A 20,750-nucleotide genomic window follows, 5' to 3' on the forward strand; every position below is an offset into this window, starting at 1 on the left:
ACTGACACGAGAGAGGTCCCTCGCGCGAACCCCGATCATGCAACGCATGCGGTTTCACGTCTGTACGGTGCAGGACTTTCCTGCGCTCTGCGCCGCGATTCCTGTCGCGTACTTCGATCCCTCGATTCAACAGATCGGACAACGAATTTGTACGGTGTCGTACCGCATCGAGCCTGGATTCGACGGCGAAGGATCACTGCGCGCGAATGGTCATACGGTCGGCTACTACAGCACGGCGACCGCATCAGTCGGCTGGCAGATCGGCGCCCAGTCGCGTGCAATCGTCTTCCTGTTCATGACCGACGAATCGCTCAGGCGGTTTCGCAGCACGGATGGTTGGTCTGCGGGTGGAGATGCCTCTGTCGCCGTTCTGAAGGTAGGCGCAAACGGCAACGTTGACACGAGCACCGTGACCGGCCAGGTCGAAGCGCTCGTGCTGACGAACACCGGCCTGATGGCCGGTGCATCGCTCGAAGGCACCAAAGTCACGCGGCTCAATTCACTCTGATTGATGTGGCGGCCGGCGCTTCGAATGCCATTGCTGCGCCGGTTTTGACATCATGGAGGCGACATGTTGCGAAGCATAAAGGATCTGCACGGATGCGACGTCCGTGCTTCGGACGGTGAGATCGGCAGCATCAATCAGGTCTATTTCGACGATGAGACATGGGGCATCCGTTACCTCGTAGTCGAGACCGGAAACTGGCTTCATGACAGACAGGTGCTCGTTTCGCCTTACTCGCTCAAACACGTGGACTGGTCATCCAGTACAGTCTATGTCAAGCTGACGCGGCAACAGGTACGTGACAGCCCGACGCTCGACGCGCACAAGCCGGTATCGCGCCAGCACGAGATCGAGTACCCAGCAACGGCACGATGGGGCTGATGATGCCATGGCCCCGCTCGTCAATTGTGTAGTAATCCTACCTTACTATTTCACCTTTCGCGGTCTCAAGCGACCTCAACCCATCGGGCAAGTCGAGATCGGGAAGCGGCTGGCTGTCGAGCCGATCGAGTGTCGCCCGCGTGACGCCAAGCGCGCTGAGCGCAAGCCGCATGACGGCGCGCGGGTGATCTGTTGGGGCTGCGCCGGAGAGCACGGTTTCGATGCTCTGGTGGATCGCGCCGAGCACCAGATCCTTGGCGGCCCGCGCATTCGTATATTTCACCATCCCGCGCTCGAGCGCGGCCGACAGGTCGCGCGGCAAATAGATATTCGTCAGTCGCCCGCTCGCCGCTTCACGCACCCCGGTGCGCGTGATGAAAGCCCCCCACGCCGGATGCATCACCGCCACATGGATGAATATCAGGCAACCCGTCCAGAGCCGCTCGACGGGGTTGTCGATCACCGCGACGCAATGCTCGATGGCAAGAATGACCTCGTCGTTAAGCTCGGCGGTCACGGCATCGAGTAACTCGCTGGTCGTCTTGAAGTAGTTGTAGAACGTCCCCCGTGCGACACCCGCTGCCGCGAGGAAATCGTCGATCGACGCCCCATCCGGGCCTTTCTGCGCAAATACTTCGACCGCCGCGCTCAACAGCTTGCGGCGCGTCGCCTCCCGCCGTACGGCCCCGGTGCGCACGCGATGGTCTTCTGTCGCGGCCTCGGTAACCACGGGCCGTACCTTCGATTTTTTTGCTGCCAACGCTCCTCCCCGGGTTTCCCCCATTTGCCTGGACTGCTTCGTCACGTTGACAATACCATCCAATTTATACGCTTTTGTCATTTTTAATAACCTCAATTCAGGAGAAGAAATGCAGGCAGACAAACGCGTCGATGTGGCGATCGTCGGCTACGGGCCGACGGGTCAGCTGCTCGCCCTGATGCTGGGACGCGCCGGGCACCGGGTCACGGTGATCGAACGTTGGCCCGATCTGTACCCGCTTCCGCGCGCGGTCCACTACGACCATGAGATTGCCCGCCTGTTTCAGGCCTCCGGTGTCATGAATGATATCAAGCTCATCGCGGAGATCACCGACCGATACCAGTGGCTCAACGCCAGCCGCGAGGTCCTCATGGACTTCAACTGGGGCGGCCGGGGCCTGAGCGGCTGGCCGGTCGCCAGCATGTTTTCCCAGCCGCAGCTCGAACGTGTGCTCGACACGCACGTGAGGCAATTGCCCAACGTGACCATTCTCCCGGGCTGGTCGGCCACCACGCTGCAGCAGGATGCGCAGGGCGTGCGCCTCGAGATCGAAGCCGGCCGGATCGAGAATGGCAAATGGACCGCAACCGGCGACACCGACACCGTCCACGCGCGATACCTGATCGGCGCCGACGGTGCGAACTCGGTCGTGCGCACCATGTCCGGCATCGAGTTTGAGGACCTTGGCTTTGCATTCGACTGGCTCGTCGTGGACATCCAGCCAACCGAACCACGCGAGTGGATTCCCAAGACATGGCAGCTCTGCGACCCGGCACGCCCGACCACAATCGTGCCAGGCGGCCCTGGGCGTCGGCGCTGGGAGTTCATGCTGCTGCCCGGCGAAACCGCGGAGCAGATGAACCAGGAGTCCGTTGCATGGGATCTGCTCTCGCACTGGGATGTCACGCCGCGGAACGCGCTTCTCGAACGCCACGCCGTCTACACCTTCCGCGGGCGCTGGGCCCAGCAATGGCGCGCGGGCAAGGTGCTGCTCGCGGGTGACGCGGCTCATCTGATGCCTCCGTTCGCGGGCCAGGGCATGTGCAGCGGACTGCGCGACGCCGCCGCGCTTGCATGGCGCCTGAACACGATTCTGCGCGGCAAGGGCGGCGATCGACTGCTGGACAGCTATGGCCCGGAGCGCCTGAACCACGTGCGCGAAATCATCGACTTCTCGATCGGGCTCGGCAAGGTGATCTGCATCACGGATCCCGAAGCCGCCGCCGCGCGAGACCGTGAGATGCTCGCCGCGCAAGCCACGCCTGGCTTCCAGCCGCCCGACGCACCGCGGCCGCGTCTCGGCGCGGGCCTCTACGATCCGCATTCGCCGGGCAGCGGATGGCTCACGCCGCAGGGTGCGATCGAGCTAAACGGCAAACGGGGATTGTTCGACGACGTGCTCGGCGCGGGCTTCGCCCTGATCGCGCGCGATCAGGGCACGCTTGATCGCCTGAGTCACGAGAACCGGCAGGCCTTGAGCGAGCAAGGCGTGATCGTCACGCAATTCGGCCCGGACGGCTTCGCCGACGTCGACGGCATTTACAGCGAGTACTTCGCGCAACACGACGTGGTTGCCCTGCTCGCCCGGCCCGACTTCTACAGCTATGGCGCGGCCCGCACCGCCGCCGACCTCAACCCGCTCGTCGACGCGTGGCGCCACGCGATGGAACCGGCCTGCTAAGCACGCCTCCACTCAACCAGGAGAAAGACATGACGCAAAATCGCCGGCCCGACCGCCTCGGCATTCACTCCATCGGCGAGTTCCGCATGACAGTACCTTCGCTCGACGAGGCAAGGCGCTTCTACACTGCATTCGGCCTCGACGTCCAGTCCGACGGCAAAAATGGACTGTCGATTCGCACCTTCGGTTCGCCGCACATATGGGGCCGTCTGCGCGAAGGTGCACGCAAGAAGTTCGAATGGCTCACGCTGCACTGCTTCGAGGACGATCTCGAGGCATTGCGCGACCGCGCGCGCTCAGCTGGCGTCGACGCGATCGTGCCGCCGCCCGATGCGGACCCGTCCGGCTTCTGGATCCGCAATCCCGATGGCATGCCACTGCAGATCCGCGCCGGTCTAAAGACGACGCTCGACGAGGCCGCGCATTGGAATCCGCCGCTGCCGGTGGACGGTGTGCGGTGCGCGCCGTACCGGCGCAACACACCGCCGGTACGGCCCACCCGTCTCTCACACATCGCGTTCGCCACGCCAGGCGTGCCAGCCCAGATCGACTTCTGCGAGCGCGTGCTTGGCCTGCGCCTCTCGGACCGATCCGGCGACGGCGTGGCCTTCATCCATGCACCGCATGGCGGAGACCACCACCTGTTCGCGCTCGCGGCAAGCTCCGGCCCCGCGCTTCATCATCTGAGCTGGGACGTGCCCACGGTTGAAGAAGTGGGCCTCGGCTACATGCAAATGAACGCTGCCGGCTACCGGAACGGCTGGGGGATCGGCCGTCACGTGCTCGGCTCGAACTACTTCTATTACGTGCAGGACCCATGGGGCAGCTTTTCGGAATACAGCGCGACCATGGACTATATCCCCGCTTCGGCGGACTGGGTCGCACTGGACCACGCTCCGGAGGATTCCATGTACCTGTGGGGCCCGGACTTGCCCGTCATCTTCGTCGAAAACTCCGAACAGGGCGCCTGAAGCACCGCCCCCGTCAGTCATGGCAATCGCCTCGCTGCGCGCACGGCGATTGCCAGTCCTTACTTCTCAGGAAAAACTGCAATGAAGCTGGTTACATTTCAATGTCGCGGTCGCAGCTCGATCGGCAAGATCGAAGGCGACCAGGTGGTCGACCTGCCGGCAAGCGACCGCAGCTTGCCCGGCACGATGCTCGAACTGCTCCAGGGTGGTCCGGCGCTGATGCAGCGCGTGACAGCGATTCGCCTCGCCGACGCCGTGACCTACCCACTCGCCGACGTGCGTCTCGAAGCGCCTGTACCGAATCCGTCGAAGTTTCTCGCCATCGGCATGAACTACCGCCGTCACGTGGAAGAGGCAAAAGCGGCCGGAATCCAGGTGCCGGACAGCCAGGTCTGGTTCAACAAGCAGGTGTCGTGCGTGAACGGTCCGTTCGATCCCGTGCATATGCCGAAGGTGTCGGACAAGCTCGACTACGAGGCAGAGCTTGGCGTCGTGATCGGACGTCGCTGCCGCCATGTGTCAGAAGCGGAGGCTGCCTCGGTCGTCGCGGGCTATGTGGTCTGCAACGACGTTTCCGTGCGCGACTGGCAGATGCGCTCGCCGACCATGATGCTCGGCAAGTCGTTCAACACGCATGGCCCGTTCGGTCCCTGGCTCGTGACCCCCGACGAGATCGCGGACCCGCATGCACTCAGGATGCGCATGCTGGTGAACGGCGAATGCCGGCAGGAAGTGAGCACCGGCGAGATGATCTACAACGTCTGGCAACAGATCGCTTACCTGTCGACCGTGATGACGCTCGAACCGGGCGACGTACTCGCAACGGGCACGCCCTCAGGCGTCGGCGGCGCGCACAAGCCGCCGCGCTTCCTGAATATCGGCGATGTCATGCGCGTGGAAATCGACGGCGTGGGTCACATCGAGAATGTCGTCGTAGCGGAACCCGTCTGAAGGAGCACACACTTTGGCACGAAAAGTCATCATTACCTGCGCGATTACGGGCTCAATCCACACACCGAGCATGTCGCCGTACCTTCCCGTCACGCCGGGGGACATCGCGCGCGAAGCGATCGCCGCGGCCAAAGCCGGCGCGGCGATCCTGCATCTGCATGCGCGCAACGGCGAGGACGGGCGCCCGGCCTTCTCCCCCGAGGCCTACCGGCAATTCCTCCCGGAGGTCCATGCGGCAACCGACGCCGTGATCAACATCACCACCGGCGGCGCGGTCAACATGACGCTCGACGAGCGCCTTGCAGGCGCGCTCGACGTGTCGTCGGAAATGGCCTCGTGCAACATGGGCTCGATGAACTTCGCGATCTTCCCTGTGCTCGACAAGCTCAAGACGTTCAAGCACGAATGGGAGCGGCAGTTCATCGAAGGCACACGCCACGCGATTTTCCGCAATACGTTCGCCGATATCGAGGAAGTGTTCACGCGGCTCGGCCAGGTGCACGGCACTCGCTTCGAATTCGAGTGCTATGACGTCGGGCACCTGTACAACCTCAAGCACTTCGTCGATCGCGGGCTGGTGAAGGGCCCGATCTTCCTGCAGTTCATCTTCGGCATTCTCGGCGGAATTGGCCCGGACCCCGAAAATCTCGTCCATATGAAGCGCATCGCAGACAAGCTCTTCGGCGACGGCTACCAGTGGTCGGTGCTGGGCGCAGGCAGGAATCAGCTCCCGCTGATTACTCAGGCGGCCCTGATGGGCGGCAACGTGCGCGTGGGCCTCGAAGACTCGCTCACGATCGGCCCGGGCCGACTCGCGACATCGAATGCCGAGCAGGTCACGCTGATTCGCGACCTCCTCACGCGGCTCGGTTTTGAAATCGCCACGCCCGACGAAGCCCGTCAGATGCTGGGCCTCAAGGGCCGCGACAAGGTTCGACTCTAAAGCCTGCCGTGCGAAGACCCGGGACGGTCCAGCCGGCGCGTCCCAGGCCTTCGCATCCGGCACGGCCAGACAGGATGGAGAGTTCGATGAACGATACACGGCGCGTAGCCGAAGAACTACGGGCGCTGGAAGAACGACGCCGGCTTGCGATGCTCGCGGCGGACACAGCGGCCCTGCGCGATATCCTCGACGAAGGCCTCGTCTATGTCCATTCGACGGGAACGCGCGATAGCCGCGCCAGCTACCTCGGCAAGCTCGACGACGGAGCAGTCCGCTACGAGGAACTGTCGACCGAGGTCGTCGAAATCGCGGTGCGCGAACGCTTCGCGCTGTTGCGCGGAACCATGACCGCGCGCGTGAGGACGCCCGAGCGCGCGCTTTCTGTGGCAAGTCACTACGAAATCGTCTGGATACGCACCGCAGATGCATGGCGCGTGGTCGCGTTCCATGGATTTCTGCCCGGCACCGCCAATCGACCAACTTGACGCCCCGCCACGCGGCCAGACTGCGTGGCCCCCATCGCACAACGCTCGGGCCTTCTTCATTCGTGGCCCGAAGCCCCCGCCAATTAATAGTAAGACTAAGCAATAACGTATGACGCAATTTCGTCTACTGCCGTAGACGGACACCACAACAATTCATGGAGACAAGATGAAGGACTCGAAAGACGGATGGGACACGCGGTACGAATGGCGCGTCGTCGCGCTGCTCGCTATCGGCTTCGGACTCGTCACGGCCGACCGCTTCCTGATCATGCCGCTCTTCCCGGTGATGATGAAGGACATGGGTCTCGACTATCGCGACCTTGGTTATCTCACGGGCATTCTGTCGGTGGCATGGGGCTTGTCTGCGATGTTCACCGGCCGCTTTTCGGATCGTTACGGGCATCGTAAAGTCATCATTCCCGCTCTCCTCGCATTCTCGCTGCTAGTCGGAACGAGCGGTCTTGCCGGAGGCGTCGCCAGCCTGCTCACGATCCGCGCCCTCATGGGGTTCGCCGAAGGCGCCTATGCGCCCGCCTGCATCACCGCCACCCTCAATGCATCGCGCCCGAACCGGCATGGTCTCAACATCGGCCTCCAGCAGGCCGCGGGGCCGCTGTTCGGTCTGTGCCTCGCGCCCATTGTCGTCATGCAACTGTTGCGCTGGGTGCCTTGGCATGCGGTCTTCGCCATCATGGCCGTACCCGGGTTCGTGCTCGCGTTCCTGATGGGGCGAGTCCTGCGCAACACAGATCCGGAAGCCCCCGATGCGCAGTCGCATGCGGCTTCCACGGGCGCGAGCCAGTCGGCATGGCGCGAAGTCCTTCGCTACCGTAACGTGCGCCTCGGGATGCTCGCCATGCTCTGCTGGATGATGGCCATCACCGTGATCGGCGCCTTCCTGCCGAACTACCTTTCGGACTACCTGCATCTCGATCTATCCCAGATTGGCTACGTGCTCTCGGCGATCGGCGCGGGCGGCGCACTGGGGACTGCCGTGATGCCAGCGCTCTCGGACCGGTTCGGCCGCAAGCCCGTGATGGTCGTATCCGTGTTCGGCGCGCTTGTCTCTTTCGTCGTGTTCGCCCGCTCAGGCGCCAACGTGACGCTCCTGTACGGCCTGATGTTCGCGGCGGTGTTCTGCCTGATGAGCCTGACCACGCTCACGGTCGGTCCGGCCAGCACCGAGTCCGTGCCGCCGCACCTGGCAACCGCTGCCTCGGGTTCCGTAATCGGGATCGGAGAAATTTTCGGAGGCGGCATCGCCCCGGCAATCGGCGGCCATTTCGCCGTGCACTTCGGCATCCAATGCATACCGTACCTCGCGATCGGGGCCATGGGCGCGGGTCTGCTGATCGTGCTCGCGCTCAGGGAAACGGCGCCGGCGCAGATCGAATCCGTTGCGGCGACGAACGTCGCCTGAGTTGGCACGGCCGCTACACGGATAGCTTGATATTTTTGCAGTCCTGATCGAAATAAAAAAGGAAGGAGACTTACGGAATGTCCAGAAAGCTTTCTATCGGAGCTTGCGTTGCAGCGGCCATGCTGTGCCCGGCGGGCGCCGCCTATGCGCAGAGCAGCGTGACCCTCTACGGCATCGTCGACGCGGGCCTGATGTATCTAAGCCGCTCCACGCCGGGTTTCAACGGCACCGCAACGAGTACCAAAAGCCAGGTTTCGCTCACCAACGGCGGCTATCTGCCCTCGCTGTGGGGTATCAAGGGCGAGGAGGACCTTGGCGGCGGCATGAAGGCCATCTTCAACCTGGAGAGCGGCTTCAGCGTGGGCAACGGCGGCCATGACAGCCCGGCGAACAACAGCTTGTTCAACCGCCTCGCCTATGTCGGCCTGAAAGGCCGCTTCGGCACGCTTTCGGCGGGCCTGCAGTATTCACCGTTCTTCAATGCGATGTACGACCTCGACCCGCGAGGCGTGGCCCAGTTCGGCAGCGTGCTGACGCCGCTGCTCGACAACAGCCTGGTCGCCGCCATCATCATGCCCAATGCAGTGTCGTACAGCACACCCAACCTCGGCGGCTTCGAAGCCAGCGGCCTGTTCGGCCTGGGCGGTGTGGCGGGCTCCTTCCAGAACGGCCGCTCGTACTCGCTCAGCGCGCGTTACACGAACGGTACCGTCCTGCTGACGACCGCCTATCTCAGCGTCAACAACGCGCTGAATCCCACACTCCCGCCCGAGATATTTCCGCTGCTCCTTGCCAATGTCCGCGCATGGACAGCAGGCGGCAGCTACAAGTTCGGCAGCCTGACGGCGAAGGCGTCCTTCACGAACTTCCGGGCTAGCGAAGGCGGCCAGCCGACGACCGTCAGCAGCACGAGTACGAACGTGAACCTTTACAGCGCGGGCGCCGACTACTTCGTTCTGCCTCAACTCGACGTGAACCTGGGCCTGTACTACCAGGATGACCGTGTGAATTCGGGGGACCACTCCCTGACGGCTGCGCTGGGCGCGCAGTTCTTCCTTTCGAAGCGCACTGCACTGTATGCGCAGGTTGGAATGGTCCACAACACCTGTTCAGCCGATGGCGCGTGCCTGGGCTCCGGCCTCACCGTCGAGAGCCTCGGCAGCGGCGTTGGCGCAATGAAGCCGATCGGCAATCCGGGGTTACCGGCTGGTACGACGTTCGGCGCCAACGTCGGGATGCGCATGATGTTCTGAACCATCCCGCGTTCGTCGGAGTTCGACCGGCCCGGCTCATCTGGCAATACTGGGTCTGGATGGCGATTATGTCGCTGCGCGCTGCGCCTGGACCAAACAGCGCGAGATTTCGGCAGACGGAGCGATACTGGTTCGTCCAGACCGCTATATCGGCTTCCGGTCGCATGGCGCGGTCGCTGACCCCGAAGCGATGCTGGCCGCGGCTTTGCGCCAGATACTGAATCGCGACTGACAGTCAACGTCAAACTTCTCAAGATTTGCACGATACGTCGGCTGCCGGTCTCAATCGGCATCATGTCGGCGGAAGGCTCGCTGCACCTTCCGTCGCAACCACGGAAATCTATGCAGGCATCGCCACAACTTCACCTCGACACTCGCCAAAGCCGATTCTCGCAAACCCGTCACGCTCGCACCACCCTCGCAAAATGACGATATCCCCGTCTTCGACGAAGGAGCGCACTTCGCCGTTGCCGATATCGACTGGCGTCTTTCCCGATCGTGACAATTCGATCAACGCGCCCGCCTCGCCTTCCCCGGGTCCGGAAATGGTCCCCGTCCCAATCAGGTCGCCCACGTTCATCGGGCATCCACCACTCGTATGATGGGCGAGCATTTGCGCAACGCTCCAGTACTGGTGCGAGAACGTCGTACCGCTCAAGCGCGCCGACGGGCGCCCCGCGTTGCGTTGGGCAGCCGAGTGAAGATGGACTTCGAGCCGCACATCCAACGCCCCTTGCTCGCGATTCGCTGTCGATTCGAGGTACGGTAGCGGTTGCGGATCGTTATCGGCGCGAGTCCAATGCCGACGATAGGGTGCGAGCGCATCGAGCGTGACGATCCACGGCGAAATCGTGGTCGCGAAATTCTTTGCGAGAAACGGCCCGAGAGGTGCCATTTCCCACCATTGAATGTCGCGCGCGGACCAGTCATTGAGCAGGCACACTCCAAAGAGATGCCCCTCGGCTTCGTCTACGCTCAGCGTGCTGCCGCGTGGAGTTGCGCGCCCCACGTAGAGGCCGAGCTCGAGTTCGTAGTCGAGCTTTTCGCAAGGACCGTAGGTCGGTGCGGGGCTGCCGTTCTTCATCGACTGGCCGTGAGGCCGATAGACCTGCTGCCCGCTCACGCCTATCGACGAAACACGGCCGTGATAGGCAATCGGTATCCAGCGGAAATTGTCCGTGACCGGGTCGCCTTCGCGAATCAGGCGTCCGACATTGCGGGCGTGATCGAGCGACGTATAGAAGTCGGTGTAATCGCCAATTCTCACCGGCACGGTGTATTCCACTGCCCCCATCGGCACGAGCGCTGCCTCCACGATCTGACGAGCCCGGGGATTTGCATCGCGCGCGAGGAGTCTGAACATGCCGTGCCGCAGTCCCGTCCACGCGGCGCTTCCGAGCGCCAGGAAACCGTTTAGCGTCGGCGCCGCACACGCAATCAGCGCGGCGCGCAATGAGGCTTCGAGCTCCGGAGCTTGCGAGAGCATCGCGAGATCGATCACGCGATCGCCGATGGCCATGCCTGCACGAAACGCCTCGTTGGACCCAGTGCGCCTGAACATGGCGAGCGGCAAGTTTTGAATGGGGAAGTCGCATGCGGGCGCATTCGCGCTTGTCACCCAACTCGAAGCGAGGGCGTTGTGTGTGAAATCCAGATTCATTTTGATAGTTATCCTGATTCAATCCATAGAATCAATCGATCTCATGGTTCTCACGCATGAACGCAGGCACTTCGGGGCCCCACAGGTACGACGAATCTTCCGGTTCGTGATCACCGCCCTGCCAATCGACCGATGCCGGAATGAAGTCCATATAAGCGCTGTATTCGCTGAAGCTGCCCCACGGGTCGGCAACATAGAAGAAATAGTTGGAGCCGAGCACATGCCGGCCAATGCCCCACCCCTTTGCATATCCGCGCTCGGCCATCTGCATTGCGCCGAGTCCCACGTCTTCCACGGTAGGCACGTCCCAGCTCAGGTGATGCAAACCTGCCCCGCGCGAATTCGCGAAGGCCATCAGATGATGATCGCTGCCGTGCGGCCCATGCAGAAAGGCCACAGCATCACCCGATCGATCAGACAGACGCAGACCCAGTATCTGGCTGTAGAACGCGAGCGAGCGCGGCACGTCCGGCGTAAAACGCATGATGTGAGATAGCCTCGTCGGGCGCACGGCTGTGCGGTCGTGGCGCCCCGGCGCCGCCCGAACGCCGTCGCGCGGCATCGGCAAAGGCGTACGAATTGCGTCGTCGAGCGTCGTTTTTTCGCCGGCGCGCAGTTCGAGAAGCAGCTCGTCGGGATCGCGAAACCATGCGCCTTCGCGATCATCGGCCCACGATGGCGCTTCTTCGAAACGCACACCGTGGCTCGCCAAACGTTCGCACAGCGCGCGGAAATCGCGAGCGTGACAATGCAGCGTGATATGGCGCTGCTGTTTGCGCTCACCTTCGACAACGCGGCCCCAACGCCAGCCATCGCACGTGCGCAGTTCGAGGCCACTTTCTGTCGCAAGGACGTCTAGCCCGAACGCTTCGTAAAAGTCGCGCGCCTCGTCGAGGCACGGCACGATCAGCGAAAAGCCGCCGATGGAATGAACGCCGAGGCGCCTCGCGAAGTGAGTATCGTCATGCATCGTATCGACTCCGTTCATTGATCAATGGCTCACCAGTTCACCGGGGGCCGACGTCGCGCCCCGCGCCGGCAGAAGTCGCGCGACACCCATCAGGGCGATGGCCAGTGCGGCCACGATCGGAGCGATGGCAACGACAATCAGGACCTGTGCAGTCGTAAAGCCATGTTGCACGAGTGCGCCCACGGCAATGGGCGCCACGACCTGCCCGAGGCGCCCCATGCCCATTGACCAGCCCACGCCCGTCGAGCGCATTTGGGCCGGATAGAACAGCACGCAAAGCGCGATTGCGCCTGACGCACCGAGCCCGACAAATACGCCTATCAACGCAACCGCGATGCTCGCGGCGGTCAACTCGGCGCCCGCGTATCCCGTGACGAACGTGGCTACCGCGCCGACGATGAGCGAAGGCACGAGCACGCGCGCACCGCCGAATCGCTCGATCAAGCGTCCCACGATCGCCATGCCGATCAACGCACCGAGTCCGTGAAATCCGATGACGATCGCCGTATCCGAAGCCTGCATGCCATCGGCACGCAGCAACACCGGCATCCAGAGCACGGTGACAGCCAGGGTGCCAAACGCCATGAAGAACGTGAGCGAGAGAAGCGCGGTCGCCGTGCAACGGCCATCGGAAAAAAGGTGCCGCAAAGGCGCGCCTTCCGGCCTGTGCGTGTCGACGACATAACGCACGTCGGTCGGCAATCCGAGGCGTGCCACGAGCCGATCGAACGACGCTTCATGCCGGACGTCTTTGCCTTCGGCGAGAAAGCCCGCTGATTCAGGCAGCATCGCCGCAAGGACGACGGCAAGCACCAACGGCAACACGCCGCCGACAATGAAGATCACGTGCCAGTCGAAGTGACGAAGCAGATACGCATTGGCGAAACCACCTGCCATTCCGCCGAGCGGAAACGCCGACCACAGCAGGCTGGTGATAGTCGCGCGTCGGCGGCGCGGTGCGTATTCGGAAGCAAGCGCGAGAAAGCACGGCACCGCGCCACCGAGCCCGACGCCGGAAAGCACGCGCCACGAGAGCAATGATGCGTACGACGAGGCATAGGCGGTCGCAATCGTGCCGCAACCGAACAACGCGACGGAGCCGATCAACACGCGCTTGCGACCGATGCGATCGGCGAGCGAGCCCAGCAGCATGGCACTCAGAACGGCCCCGATCACAGCAGCCGAGAACACGACGCCAAGCTGGCTCTTGTCGAGCGACAACGCGCGTGCGATGAACGGCGCGGCGATACCGATCGACTGCGAATCGAGGCCGTCGAGAAATGCAACCGTCGCGCACAACAGAAACGTAACGATCTGCGTGCGCCCGATCGGCCGCTCGTCGATGAGCCGGGTGAGATTGACAGGAGTGGATGCGTTCATGAGCGTAGGCGAAAAAGTTCAGAAGCGGTGATCGACGCCGATCGCGATGCCGAGCTGCGTCTGCCCGGGAATGGCCGTCGGGTTCGGATAGAGAACGCTATACGCGTTGTCGCCCGAATTGATGATGTAGCCGCCGATCGCGTAGAACGATGTGCTCTTCGAGAGAAAGTACTGCGCCATCGCGTTGAAAAGCTTTGGCGTACCCGGAAGAAAGCTGCGGTGATAAAGTCCGGCGGCACCGGCGAAGCGCAGGAACGGCGTGGCCTGCCACGCGGCGCCGACGCTATAAATGTCGCCGTTCGGGCTCAGATGCAGATCTCCCATGACATGGGTGTAGTTGGCAAATACCGTGAGAATCTGGCCGCGATAGGCGCCCGCCACGCTCGCACGCCGGTCGACGAGCGACGATTGATCGGTCGTGCCTGTGACGGACCCGCGCGCTTCTTCATAGAGTGCACGTGCTGCCCACGCATTTTTTGAGTATTCGAGCGCAATGCCCATATACCGTCCCGCCGTATTGGAACCCGGCAGTTGCTGCCCGAACGAATACGCGGCATCGACATTGAAGCCGGCCACCGGCACCGACTGAAACTTCACCATGTTGTTGATCTTGAACGTCGCGATGGGCGCCGCGTTCAACGAGAGCTGCGAAATGGACGCGTAGTAAAACGGATCGTAGAGAACGGTCTTGTCGAACTGCACGCTGCCCTGCCGCCCGAACGTGAGCGTGCCCGCTGGCGTGTCGACGCCGACATAGGCAAAGCGGTTGAAAAATGAGGTCGTCGTGGCAACACTGCCGTTGTTGATATTGAAGCCGTTCTCGAGGCGGAAGATCGCGGCATAGCCTCCACCCAGGTCCTCGCGACCCGTCAAGCCAAAGCGCGAGGGTTGATTCGGCCCCGAAGCCAGCGACCACTGGCTGGCGCCGTTCTTGTCGGCATTGGTGAGGTATTGCACGCCGGCGTCGAGGATTCCATACAACGTAACACTACTTTGTGCGTGGGCCTGGCAAGTGACGATTGCACAGGCAGCCACGGCGAACGCGCGCTTCATCGACGTTGTCTCCATGGTTTTATTTGTTGGCTGCACGTCCTGGCGTGCCGCTCGGAGAGAAGACTACGAATGCGATGAATATGAGTCAATCGAGCCGGCGTCATACACGGAATGACAAATTTTCATAGTGCCAGCGCGGGCACTCAGGGCTTGTTGATAGCGTCGTAGACGACCTGGCGAATGAAGCGGTTGGGCACGTCGTCCTTGAAGCGCCGATGCCAGTGCTGCCGCACGGAAATGCGTGGCAGATCCGTCGGCAGGTCAACAGGACGCAATGGCGCGAGCTTGCGAAATGCGGGGACGAGTTCTTCGGTCACGATGCCCATCCAGTCGGTTTCCGCGAGAATCGGCGCGAGCGCCATGACATACGGCATCTCCATGACGATGTCCGCCCGGTCGGCGCCGCTCAGCTTGCTGTCGAGCCAGCGATTGATCGCATTGGTGCCCGGCGATCTGACGATCGAAACCGAACGCAACTGGCGTAGCGTGAGCCGCTGCCCGATATGGGGATTGTCGTCTCGCACGATCCCGACAAACGTGCGCGTGAACAACAACTGCTGATAGATGCTGGTCTTCAGCTCCGGGTAATACCCGATCACGACATCGAGCCGCCCGTCTTCGAGCGCGCTGCCGATCTCGTGCCGTGCGAGATCGAGGACCACGACACGCGCGTGCGGTGCGCGCTCGCGCAACAGACGCACGACGCGCGGCACGATGACGAATGCCCCGACTTCGCCGACACAGATGTTGTACACGCGCGTCGTCGTCGCCGGGTCGAATTCGGGGGCGCTCAGCACCTCGTCGCGAATGATGCGCAGCGAGCGGCCGATTGGGTCCGCGAGCCGCGCCACGAGCGGTGTGGGCTGCATTTCGCCGCCAACGCGCACGAAAAGCGGATCGCCAAGCCTCTCGCGCAATCGCGTGAGCGTGTGGCTCAGCGCCGACTGGCTGACGTCGAGCGCCTGCGCGGCGCGCGTGATGGTGCGGTGCGCCAGCACCGCTTCGATGACGAGCAGAAAGTCGAGATGGTCGATGCCGCTATGCACGTTCTTCATAGTGTGTATGACATGAATGATCTATACGACAAGGACTATCCAAAACTACCATGGTCTCCGTCAATCAGGAAAACCACTTCAAAGGAGACAAATGAGCCACGCCCAGCCTATTGAACCCGGCACCTGGGACGTCGTCGTGATCGGCGGCGGCCCCGTCGGACTCGCCGCCACCATCGAACTCGCGCGGCGCGGCGTGCGCGTCATGCTTGTCGAGCGCAACGACCGTGTTGGCCATGCGCCGCGCGCGAAGACATGTAATGTGCGCACCTGCGAGCATCTGCGCCGCTGGGGTCTCGTCGATCAGTTGCGCGCACGTGCGCCGTTCGGCGTCGACTATCCTTCGAATATCGTGTTTGCCACGCGTCTTGCGGGTCATGCGCTCGCGCGCTTCGAAAACGCCTTCTTCTGCCGACCCGGCGCGCATCCGCTCTATGCCGAGCACGCGCAATGGATTCCCCAATACAAGCTCGAAGAAACCCTGGCCGACCACGCACGCGACCTGCCTGCTGCATCGTTGCGCTTCCAGCACACCGTCACCGCGCTCACGCAGGACGACGCGGGCGTCACGCTCACGCTCGACACGCCACGGGGTACTGAGACGATTCGTAGCCGTTACGTGATCGCCGCGGACGGCGCCAGCAGCGGCACGCGCAAGGCGCTCGGCATTCGCATGATCGGCGACGGCGCGCTGTCGAAGCACCGCATGCTCATCTTCCGCGCGCCCGAACTCGCCGAACAGCACGCATTGGGGCCGGCGGTCGCCTACTGGCTCGTCAATCGCGACGCACCCTCAGTGATGGGCCCGATGGACGACGGCGGGCGCTGGTACTTCGGCTTCACGCCGCAACCGGGTCTTGAAGACCCGGTGCAGGCACTGCGCCTCGCAACAGGTCTCGACCTCGATCCGGAAGTGTTGTTGACCGACGACTGGACCGCCTACCGCCTGGTCGCGGAACGCTATCGCGAAGGCCGGGTGTTCCTCGCGGGCGACGCCTGCCATCTGCACCCACCCTATGGTGGCTACGGCATGAACCTCGGCGTCGGCGACGCCGTGGACATCGGCTGGAAACTCGCTGCCGTGTTGCAAGGCTGGGGCGGCGACGCCTTGCTCGACAGCTACGGTATCGAGCGGCGCCCCGTGCATCTTCGCACCATCGAGGAAGCCGTCATCAATCACAGTCGCTCGTCCGGATCGCTCGTCACCGAATCGCTCGAAGAGGATGGCGCGGACGGCGACGCCGCCCGCACGACGGCACGCGAACGTATTCTCGGCGAGAAGGTTCGCGAATTCGACACGCTCGGCGTCGTCCTTGGCTATCGCTACGACGATTCGCCGGTGATCGTCGGTGACGGCACCGAAGCCCCGCCGCACCACTACCGCGACTTCACGCCTTCCGCACGGCCCGGCAATCGGGCACCGCACTACTGGCTCGAAGCCGATTCCACCGCGTACGGCGCCGCGCTCTACGACCGTTTCGGCCGCGGCTTCACGCTGCTCGTCACGCAGGGCGACGACACCGACACAGTTGCACTGCGCGCGAGCGCCGACGAACTCGGCGTGCCGCTCACGACGCTCGCGATCAGCGACCCCGCGCTTCATGCCCTTTACGGCGCGCGCTATGTGCTGATCCGTCCCGACCAGCACGTTGCATGGCGTGCCGATGCGATGCCGGCAGATGCCGCGCCGTTGCTCACCATCGTGACAGGCCGAACGCAGCACACGATTCAATGACACCGACTGGAGTTTCCCATGCGATTTACCTTCTTCAAGCAACCCGCCGCGCAGCAGCCGGCCATTGGCATTGCGGTCGCGCGCGGCGACGCCTGGTTCGACGTGGCGGCGCTCGACCTACCGTTCGCGCTCACGCCTGAATCGGTTTCCTCGCTAGACGAGAAAGCCCGCGCGAGCATCACGCGCGCGCTCGAAGGGTGCAATGCCGCGCCGCTCGCACTGGACGCGCTCACGCTGTTGCCACCCGTCGCACCGGGCGCACGCATTTTCTGCGTCGGACTCAACTACGCCGATCACGCGGACGAAAGCAAGATGCAAAAGCCCGACTTCCCCGTCATCTTTTTGCGCAGCTACGAGAGCTTCGTGGGCCACGAGCAGCCGCTCGTGCGGCCACGTGTGTCCGAGGCATTCGACTACGAGGGTGAAATGGTCGCTGTGCTCGCGCGCGGAGGCCGCTATCTCGGCATCGAAGCAGCCGCATCGAGCGTCGGCGCGTACAGCGTGGCGAACGAGGGGTCGATTCGCGACTATCAGTTGCGCCGCGGGCCGCAATGGACGATGGGCAAGAACTTCGATTCAAGCGGTTCGATTGGCCCGTGTCTCGTGACAGCCGACGAGTTGCCACCGCTCGGCAAGGGCCTCGCGATCTCGACACGTCTGAACGGAGAAACCGTCCAGCAATCGAACACCGATTCGATGATCTTCGACGTCGCGCAGATCATTGCCTATGTCAGCGAGGCCTTCGACCTGCGCGCGGGAGACGTCATCGTCAGCGGGACGCCGGCTGGCGTTGGCGCCGCTCGCAAGCCCCCGCTTTTCATGAAACCCGGTGATCGCGTCGAGGTCGAGGTGGAGCGTATCGGCACTGTCGTGAACGCGATCGCGGCCGAATAGTACCGCCGGCTCAAATAGCAACGCAAAGAAGCGGAGCGGCATGTGAGTCGTCGCTCCGCCACCATGAAGGAGACAAAGATGTTCGTGATGGACGCGTGGTACATGGCCGCATGGGCCGACGAAATCGAAAAAGGCGGCATGCTCGCGCGCAAGCTGCTCAATCGATCGCTGGTGCTCTACCGGCTCGAAGACGGCACCGTCGCGGCGCTGGAAGATCGTTGCTGCCATAAGGGCTTGCCGCTTTCCATGGGCTGCGTCGTCGGCGATCATCTGCAATGCGGTTATCACGGGCTCGTGTTCGACAAGCACGGCAAATGTGTGAAAGTCCCCGGCCAGGAGCGCATTCCCGCTTCCGCGAAGGTTGCGAGCTATCGCGTGGTCGAGCAGGATCATATTGTCTGGATCTGGATGGGCGACGCAAGCAAGGCGACGTGCGAAACCGTTCCACGCCACGAGATCCACGACGATCCAGACTGGACGTGGGTGAAGGACCGATACCTCATCAAAGCCAACTATCAGCTCATCACCGACAATCTGATGGATCTCACGCACGTCGGGTATGTGCATCAGAGAACGATCGGCGGCACGCCCGAGGCGCACTCGGAAGCCGAAATGAGCACTACGCGCCTCGAAAGCGGCGTGCGCATCACACGTTGGCTTCTCGATTCAGTTCCTCCGCCCTCGTATCTCGCGGCGCACACGTTCGGCACGCCGCGCGTCGATCGCTGGATGGAGATCGAATTCTTTCCGCCCGCCGTCGTGCGCATTCATACCGGCGCCGTGGACACGGGCACGGGCGCGCGAGAAGGCAATCGCGCCGGCGGCTTTGCGTTCATGGGCCTCAATCTGCAAACGCCGGAAACCGAAAAGACGACACACTACTTCTGGTCCGGCGCGCGACTCGGTAAGCCTGAACGTGCGGCCGACACGAAGGCCGAATTGTTGCAGAGCCTACCCGTGACATTCGGCGAAGACAAGATCGTGGTGGAGGCCCAGCAGACCGCACTCGATGAAAATCCCGATGCACCGCACGTGATGATCGCGTCGGACGCCGGTCTTGCGCACGCGCGCCGCATCGTCTCCGAACTGCTCGCGAAAGAAGCGAGCGAGCGCAGTGGTCAAACGGGCCAGACGCAATGAACGAGCAGCCTGAGCTTTCCCTTCGCGTCGCTTCGCGGCGGTTGGTGGCCGAGGATATTCTCGCGTTCGACCTGGTTGAATCGAACGGCGGGCTTCTGCCAGCGTTCGAACCGGGTGCGCATATCAATCTGCATTTGCCCGGTGGTCACATCAGGTCGTATTCGCTTTATGGCCGCCCCGACGAGCGCGATCGTTATCGGATCGCCGTGTTACGCGCCGAAGACGGTCGCGGCGGCTCAAAGGTCGTACACGACGCACTGCAAAACGGCGACGTCGTCATGACCAGCGCACCTGCCAACTGCTTTGCGCTAGTCGAGGCTCCGATGACGTGGCTGTTCGCGGGAGGCATTGGCATTACGCCACTCATCTGCATGGCGTGGTCGATGTGGCTTCGCGGGCGCCGGTTCGCGCTCCATTATTGCGCACGCTCAGCGTTGAAAATGGCGTTTCGCGACGAACTGGCGAATCTTCCGTTTGCCGACTCGGTTCATCTGCACTTCAATGATGACGTGCTTCCGCTTGATCCGGCGTCGGCCCTGCGCGAGAGCGCTTCGGAGGCGCACGTCTACACTTGCGGCCCTGCCGGCTTCATAGACTGGATCGAGCAAGCGGCGCGTAGCGTCGGCATTGCTGGTTCGCAGTTGCATCATGAGCGCTTTAGCGGCGAGACCGATTCAAGCGGACCGGAGTTCGAGGTTTATCTCGCGACGTCGAAACGACGCCTTCCCGTGCGGCCGGGCGAGACGATGCTTGAAGCGATCACGCGTGCAGGCATATCCGTCAACGCCGTTTGTGAACAGGGCGTGTGTGGCGCCTGCCTCACGCCCGTTCTGGATGGCAAACCCGATCATCGCGATCAAGTCTTGACGGACGAAGAGCGGGAGGCGAATCGTCTGGTCGCACTTTGCTGTTCGCGGTCTTTCAGTACGTGTCTCACGCTCGATCTTTGAGGAGCGCGTTCGGAACAGCATGAGCGTGTTCACGCGATATGCCGTCATCCCTCAAGTTCCCGAATACGGCATAGGCTGCCCAGAACGCCGGGTGCGCAAAAGGCGCCCGGAATTCGTCAACGCACGAGCCACCGCTTTTCTGCGCTGCCGACGCGAGCTTCTTCGGCGTTGACTTCTTCGCTGAAACTTTCTTCCCGGCCGTCGCTTTGGGCTTGACTGCGGTCACTTCGACCTCACGCGGCAACGCCGCCGTGGCTGCAATCAATGGGCCCTCCGCTTCCGCAAAGGACAAGCAGGCGATCCTTCGCATTGGCTCGCGGCACAAGTTCTAACAGGGCGCGCCTCGTCGAGGCGCTATGGAACGACGGCGCCTCGAACGAGGCGCCGCCATTCAAGCCAGTTACGCCGTGGCTTCGGCGCGCAGGCGGTGAACGAGCTGGTTGTCCTTACCCTGCACCAGCGGCGTGAGCGTGACGTTGAACTCGATGTCCTTGTACGTGTCGGCTTTCAGGCCGAGCGCCGTGCCACCGGTCTTTTCGACCACTTGAGGAATCAGTTCTTCACGG

At 62.8% G+C, this 20,750-nt stretch carries 20 protein-coding genes and 2 pseudogenes; 14 read left to right on the plus strand and 8 right to left on the minus strand.

What is annotated here, in order from left to right:
• Positions 1-37 precede the first annotated feature (37 nt).
• Together JMY28_RS38220 and JMY28_RS38225 are read left to right on the plus strand one after the other, a co-directional pair.
• A complete protein-coding gene (locus JMY28_RS38220) occupies positions 38-508 on the plus strand; it encodes a lipid-binding SYLF domain-containing protein (protein ID WP_201701057.1) in 471 nt (156 codons plus the stop codon).
• Positions 509-571: 63 nt separating this feature from the next.
• Positions 572-862, plus strand: a pseudogene (locus JMY28_RS38225) (PRC-barrel domain-containing protein); the annotation flags it as partial.
• A 61-nt stretch (positions 863-923) separates the two neighbouring features.
• On the opposite strand, the gene JMY28_RS38230 reads toward JMY28_RS38225, so the two are convergent.
• A complete protein-coding gene (locus JMY28_RS38230) occupies positions 924-1,727 on the minus strand; it encodes a TetR/AcrR family transcriptional regulator (RefSeq protein WP_201701059.1) in 804 nt (267 codons plus the stop codon).
• A gap of 28 nt (positions 1,728-1,755) precedes the next feature.
• Here JMY28_RS38230 and mhpA point away from each other — a divergent pair, with 28 nt between their 5' ends.
• The 8 genes from mhpA to JMY28_RS39625 all read left to right on the plus strand — a co-directional run bounded on the left by mhpA (position 1,756) and on the right by JMY28_RS39625 (position 9,582).
• Positions 1,756-3,327, plus strand: coding sequence for a bifunctional 3-(3-hydroxy-phenyl)propionate/3-hydroxycinnamic acid hydroxylase MhpA (mhpA, locus tag JMY28_RS38235; protein WP_201701060.1), 1,572 nt, complete (start codon positions 1,756-1,758; stop codon positions 3,325-3,327).
• A 29-nt stretch (positions 3,328-3,356) separates the two neighbouring features.
• Positions 3,357-4,298: a VOC family protein gene (locus JMY28_RS38240; RefSeq protein ID WP_201701061.1), complete on the plus strand. Its 942-nt coding sequence runs from the start codon at positions 3,357-3,359 to the stop codon at positions 4,296-4,298.
• A gap of 81 nt (positions 4,299-4,379) precedes the next feature.
• On the plus strand, positions 4,380-5,249 hold the full coding sequence (locus JMY28_RS38245) for a fumarylacetoacetate hydrolase family protein (RefSeq protein WP_201701062.1): 870 nt from the start codon (positions 4,380-4,382) through the stop codon (positions 5,247-5,249).
• Between the two features lie 13 nt (positions 5,250-5,262).
• Positions 5,263-6,192, plus strand: a complete 930-nt coding sequence (locus tag JMY28_RS38250; RefSeq protein ID WP_201701063.1) for a BKACE family enzyme — start codon at positions 5,263-5,265, stop codon at positions 6,190-6,192.
• An 86-nt stretch (positions 6,193-6,278) separates the two neighbouring features.
• Complete coding sequence (locus tag JMY28_RS38255; RefSeq protein WP_201701064.1) at positions 6,279-6,677, plus strand: nuclear transport factor 2 family protein; 399 nt, start codon at positions 6,279-6,281, stop codon at positions 6,675-6,677.
• Between the two features lie 166 nt (positions 6,678-6,843).
• Positions 6,844-8,097 (plus strand): MFS transporter, encoded by a 1,254-nt coding sequence (locus JMY28_RS38260; protein WP_201701065.1) that lies wholly within the window; start codon positions 6,844-6,846, stop codon positions 8,095-8,097.
• Positions 8,098-8,174: 77 nt separating this feature from the next.
• A complete protein-coding gene (locus JMY28_RS38265) occupies positions 8,175-9,350 on the plus strand; it encodes a porin (protein WP_236597248.1) in 1,176 nt (391 codons plus the stop codon).
• Between the two features lie 55 nt (positions 9,351-9,405).
• Positions 9,406-9,582 (plus strand): aromatic-ring hydroxylase C-terminal domain-containing protein, encoded by a 177-nt coding sequence (locus tag JMY28_RS39625; RefSeq protein WP_407945589.1) that lies wholly within the window; start codon positions 9,406-9,408, stop codon positions 9,580-9,582.
• Between the two features lie 108 nt (positions 9,583-9,690).
• On the opposite strand, the gene fahA is transcribed toward JMY28_RS39625, so the two are convergent.
• From fahA to JMY28_RS38290, 5 genes are all read right to left on the minus strand, one after another.
• Positions 9,691-11,010: a fumarylacetoacetase gene (gene fahA / locus JMY28_RS38270; protein WP_201701066.1), complete on the minus strand. Its 1,320-nt coding sequence runs from the start codon at positions 11,008-11,010 to the stop codon at positions 9,691-9,693.
• A gap of 31 nt (positions 11,011-11,041) precedes the next feature.
• Positions 11,042-11,980 (minus strand): VOC family protein, encoded by a 939-nt coding sequence (locus tag JMY28_RS38275; RefSeq protein ID WP_201701067.1) that lies wholly within the window; start codon positions 11,978-11,980, stop codon positions 11,042-11,044.
• A 21-nt stretch (positions 11,981-12,001) separates the two neighbouring features.
• On the minus strand, positions 12,002-13,360 hold the full coding sequence (locus tag JMY28_RS38280; RefSeq protein ID WP_201701068.1) for an MFS transporter: 1,359 nt from the start codon (positions 13,358-13,360) through the stop codon (positions 12,002-12,004).
• A gap of 18 nt (positions 13,361-13,378) precedes the next feature.
• Positions 13,379-14,413, minus strand: coding sequence for a porin (locus tag JMY28_RS38285; protein ID WP_201701069.1), 1,035 nt, complete (start codon positions 14,411-14,413; stop codon positions 13,379-13,381).
• Between the two features lie 143 nt (positions 14,414-14,556).
• Positions 14,557-15,468: a LysR family transcriptional regulator gene (locus JMY28_RS38290; protein ID WP_201701070.1), complete on the minus strand. Its 912-nt coding sequence runs from the start codon at positions 15,466-15,468 to the stop codon at positions 14,557-14,559.
• Positions 15,469-15,484: 16 nt separating this feature from the next.
• On the opposite strand from JMY28_RS38290, the gene JMY28_RS38295 reads away from it, so the two are divergent.
• The 4 genes from JMY28_RS38295 to JMY28_RS38310 all read left to right on the plus strand — a co-directional run bounded on the left by JMY28_RS38295 (position 15,485) and on the right by JMY28_RS38310 (position 20,184).
• Positions 15,485-17,200: an FAD-dependent oxidoreductase gene (locus tag JMY28_RS38295; protein ID WP_201701071.1), complete on the plus strand. Its 1,716-nt coding sequence runs from the start codon at positions 15,485-15,487 to the stop codon at positions 17,198-17,200.
• Between the two features lie 18 nt (positions 17,201-17,218).
• A complete protein-coding gene (locus JMY28_RS38300; protein ID WP_201701072.1) occupies positions 17,219-18,094 on the plus strand; it encodes a fumarylacetoacetate hydrolase family protein in 876 nt (291 codons plus the stop codon).
• Between the two features lie 78 nt (positions 18,095-18,172).
• Positions 18,173-19,234 (plus strand): aromatic ring-hydroxylating dioxygenase subunit alpha, encoded by a 1,062-nt coding sequence (locus JMY28_RS38305; protein WP_201701073.1) that lies wholly within the window; start codon positions 18,173-18,175, stop codon positions 19,232-19,234.
• Positions 19,231-20,184, plus strand: a complete 954-nt coding sequence (locus JMY28_RS38310; protein WP_201701074.1) for a PDR/VanB family oxidoreductase — start codon at positions 19,231-19,233, stop codon at positions 20,182-20,184. The genes JMY28_RS38305 and JMY28_RS38310 overlap by 4 nt, the downstream gene beginning before the upstream one ends.
• Here the strand turns inward: JMY28_RS38310 and JMY28_RS38315 are convergent.
• Together JMY28_RS38315 and JMY28_RS38320 are read right to left on the minus strand one after the other, a co-directional pair.
• Positions 20,168-20,476, minus strand: coding sequence for a hypothetical protein (locus JMY28_RS38315; protein ID WP_201701075.1), 309 nt, complete (start codon positions 20,474-20,476; stop codon positions 20,168-20,170). The genes JMY28_RS38310 and JMY28_RS38315 overlap by 17 nt on opposite strands.
• A 108-nt stretch (positions 20,477-20,584) precedes the next feature.
• Positions 20,585-20,750 (minus strand): annotated as a pseudogene (locus tag JMY28_RS38320) (catechol 1,2-dioxygenase); the annotation flags it as partial.

It is taken from the genome of Paraburkholderia hiiakae, from assembly GCF_904848665.1.
Classification (GTDB): Bacteria; Pseudomonadota; Gammaproteobacteria; order Burkholderiales; family Burkholderiaceae; genus Paraburkholderia; species Paraburkholderia hiiakae.

Coding starts and splice junctions, on each gene's coding strand:
- JMY28_RS38220 (WP_201701057.1), top strand. CDS start 38: ATGCAACGCATGCGGTTTCACGTCTGTACGGTGCAGGACTTTCCTGCG.
- JMY28_RS38230 (WP_201701059.1), bottom strand. CDS start 1,727: ATGACAAAAGCGTATAAATTGGATGGTATTGTCAACGTGACGAAGCAG.
- mhpA (WP_201701060.1), top strand. CDS start 1,756: ATGCAGGCAGACAAACGCGTCGATGTGGCGATCGTCGGCTACGGGCCG.
- JMY28_RS38240 (WP_201701061.1), top strand. CDS start 3,357: ATGACGCAAAATCGCCGGCCCGACCGCCTCGGCATTCACTCCATCGGC.
- JMY28_RS38245 (WP_201701062.1), top strand. CDS start 4,380: ATGAAGCTGGTTACATTTCAATGTCGCGGTCGCAGCTCGATCGGCAAG.
- JMY28_RS38255 (WP_201701064.1), top strand. CDS start 6,279: ATGAACGATACACGGCGCGTAGCCGAAGAACTACGGGCGCTGGAAGAA.
- JMY28_RS38260 (WP_201701065.1), top strand. CDS start 6,844: ATGAAGGACTCGAAAGACGGATGGGACACGCGGTACGAATGGCGCGTC.
- JMY28_RS38265 (WP_236597248.1), top strand. CDS start 8,175: ATGTCCAGAAAGCTTTCTATCGGAGCTTGCGTTGCAGCGGCCATGCTG.
- fahA (WP_201701066.1), bottom strand. CDS start 11,010: ATGAATCTGGATTTCACACACAACGCCCTCGCTTCGAGTTGGGTGACA.
- JMY28_RS38275 (WP_201701067.1), bottom strand. CDS start 11,980: ATGCATGACGATACTCACTTCGCGAGGCGCCTCGGCGTTCATTCCATC.
- JMY28_RS38280 (WP_201701068.1), bottom strand. CDS start 13,360: ATGAACGCATCCACTCCTGTCAATCTCACCCGGCTCATCGACGAGCGG.
- JMY28_RS38285 (WP_201701069.1), bottom strand. CDS start 14,413: ATGAAGCGCGCGTTCGCCGTGGCTGCCTGTGCAATCGTCACTTGCCAG.
- JMY28_RS38290 (WP_201701070.1), bottom strand. CDS start 15,468: ATGAAGAACGTGCATAGCGGCATCGACCATCTCGACTTTCTGCTCGTC.
- JMY28_RS38295 (WP_201701071.1), top strand. CDS start 15,485: ATGATCTATACGACAAGGACTATCCAAAACTACCATGGTCTCCGTCAA.
- JMY28_RS38300 (WP_201701072.1), top strand. CDS start 17,219: ATGCGATTTACCTTCTTCAAGCAACCCGCCGCGCAGCAGCCGGCCATT.
- JMY28_RS38305 (WP_201701073.1), top strand. CDS start 18,173: ATGTTCGTGATGGACGCGTGGTACATGGCCGCATGGGCCGACGAAATC.
- JMY28_RS38310 (WP_201701074.1), top strand. CDS start 19,231: ATGAACGAGCAGCCTGAGCTTTCCCTTCGCGTCGCTTCGCGGCGGTTG.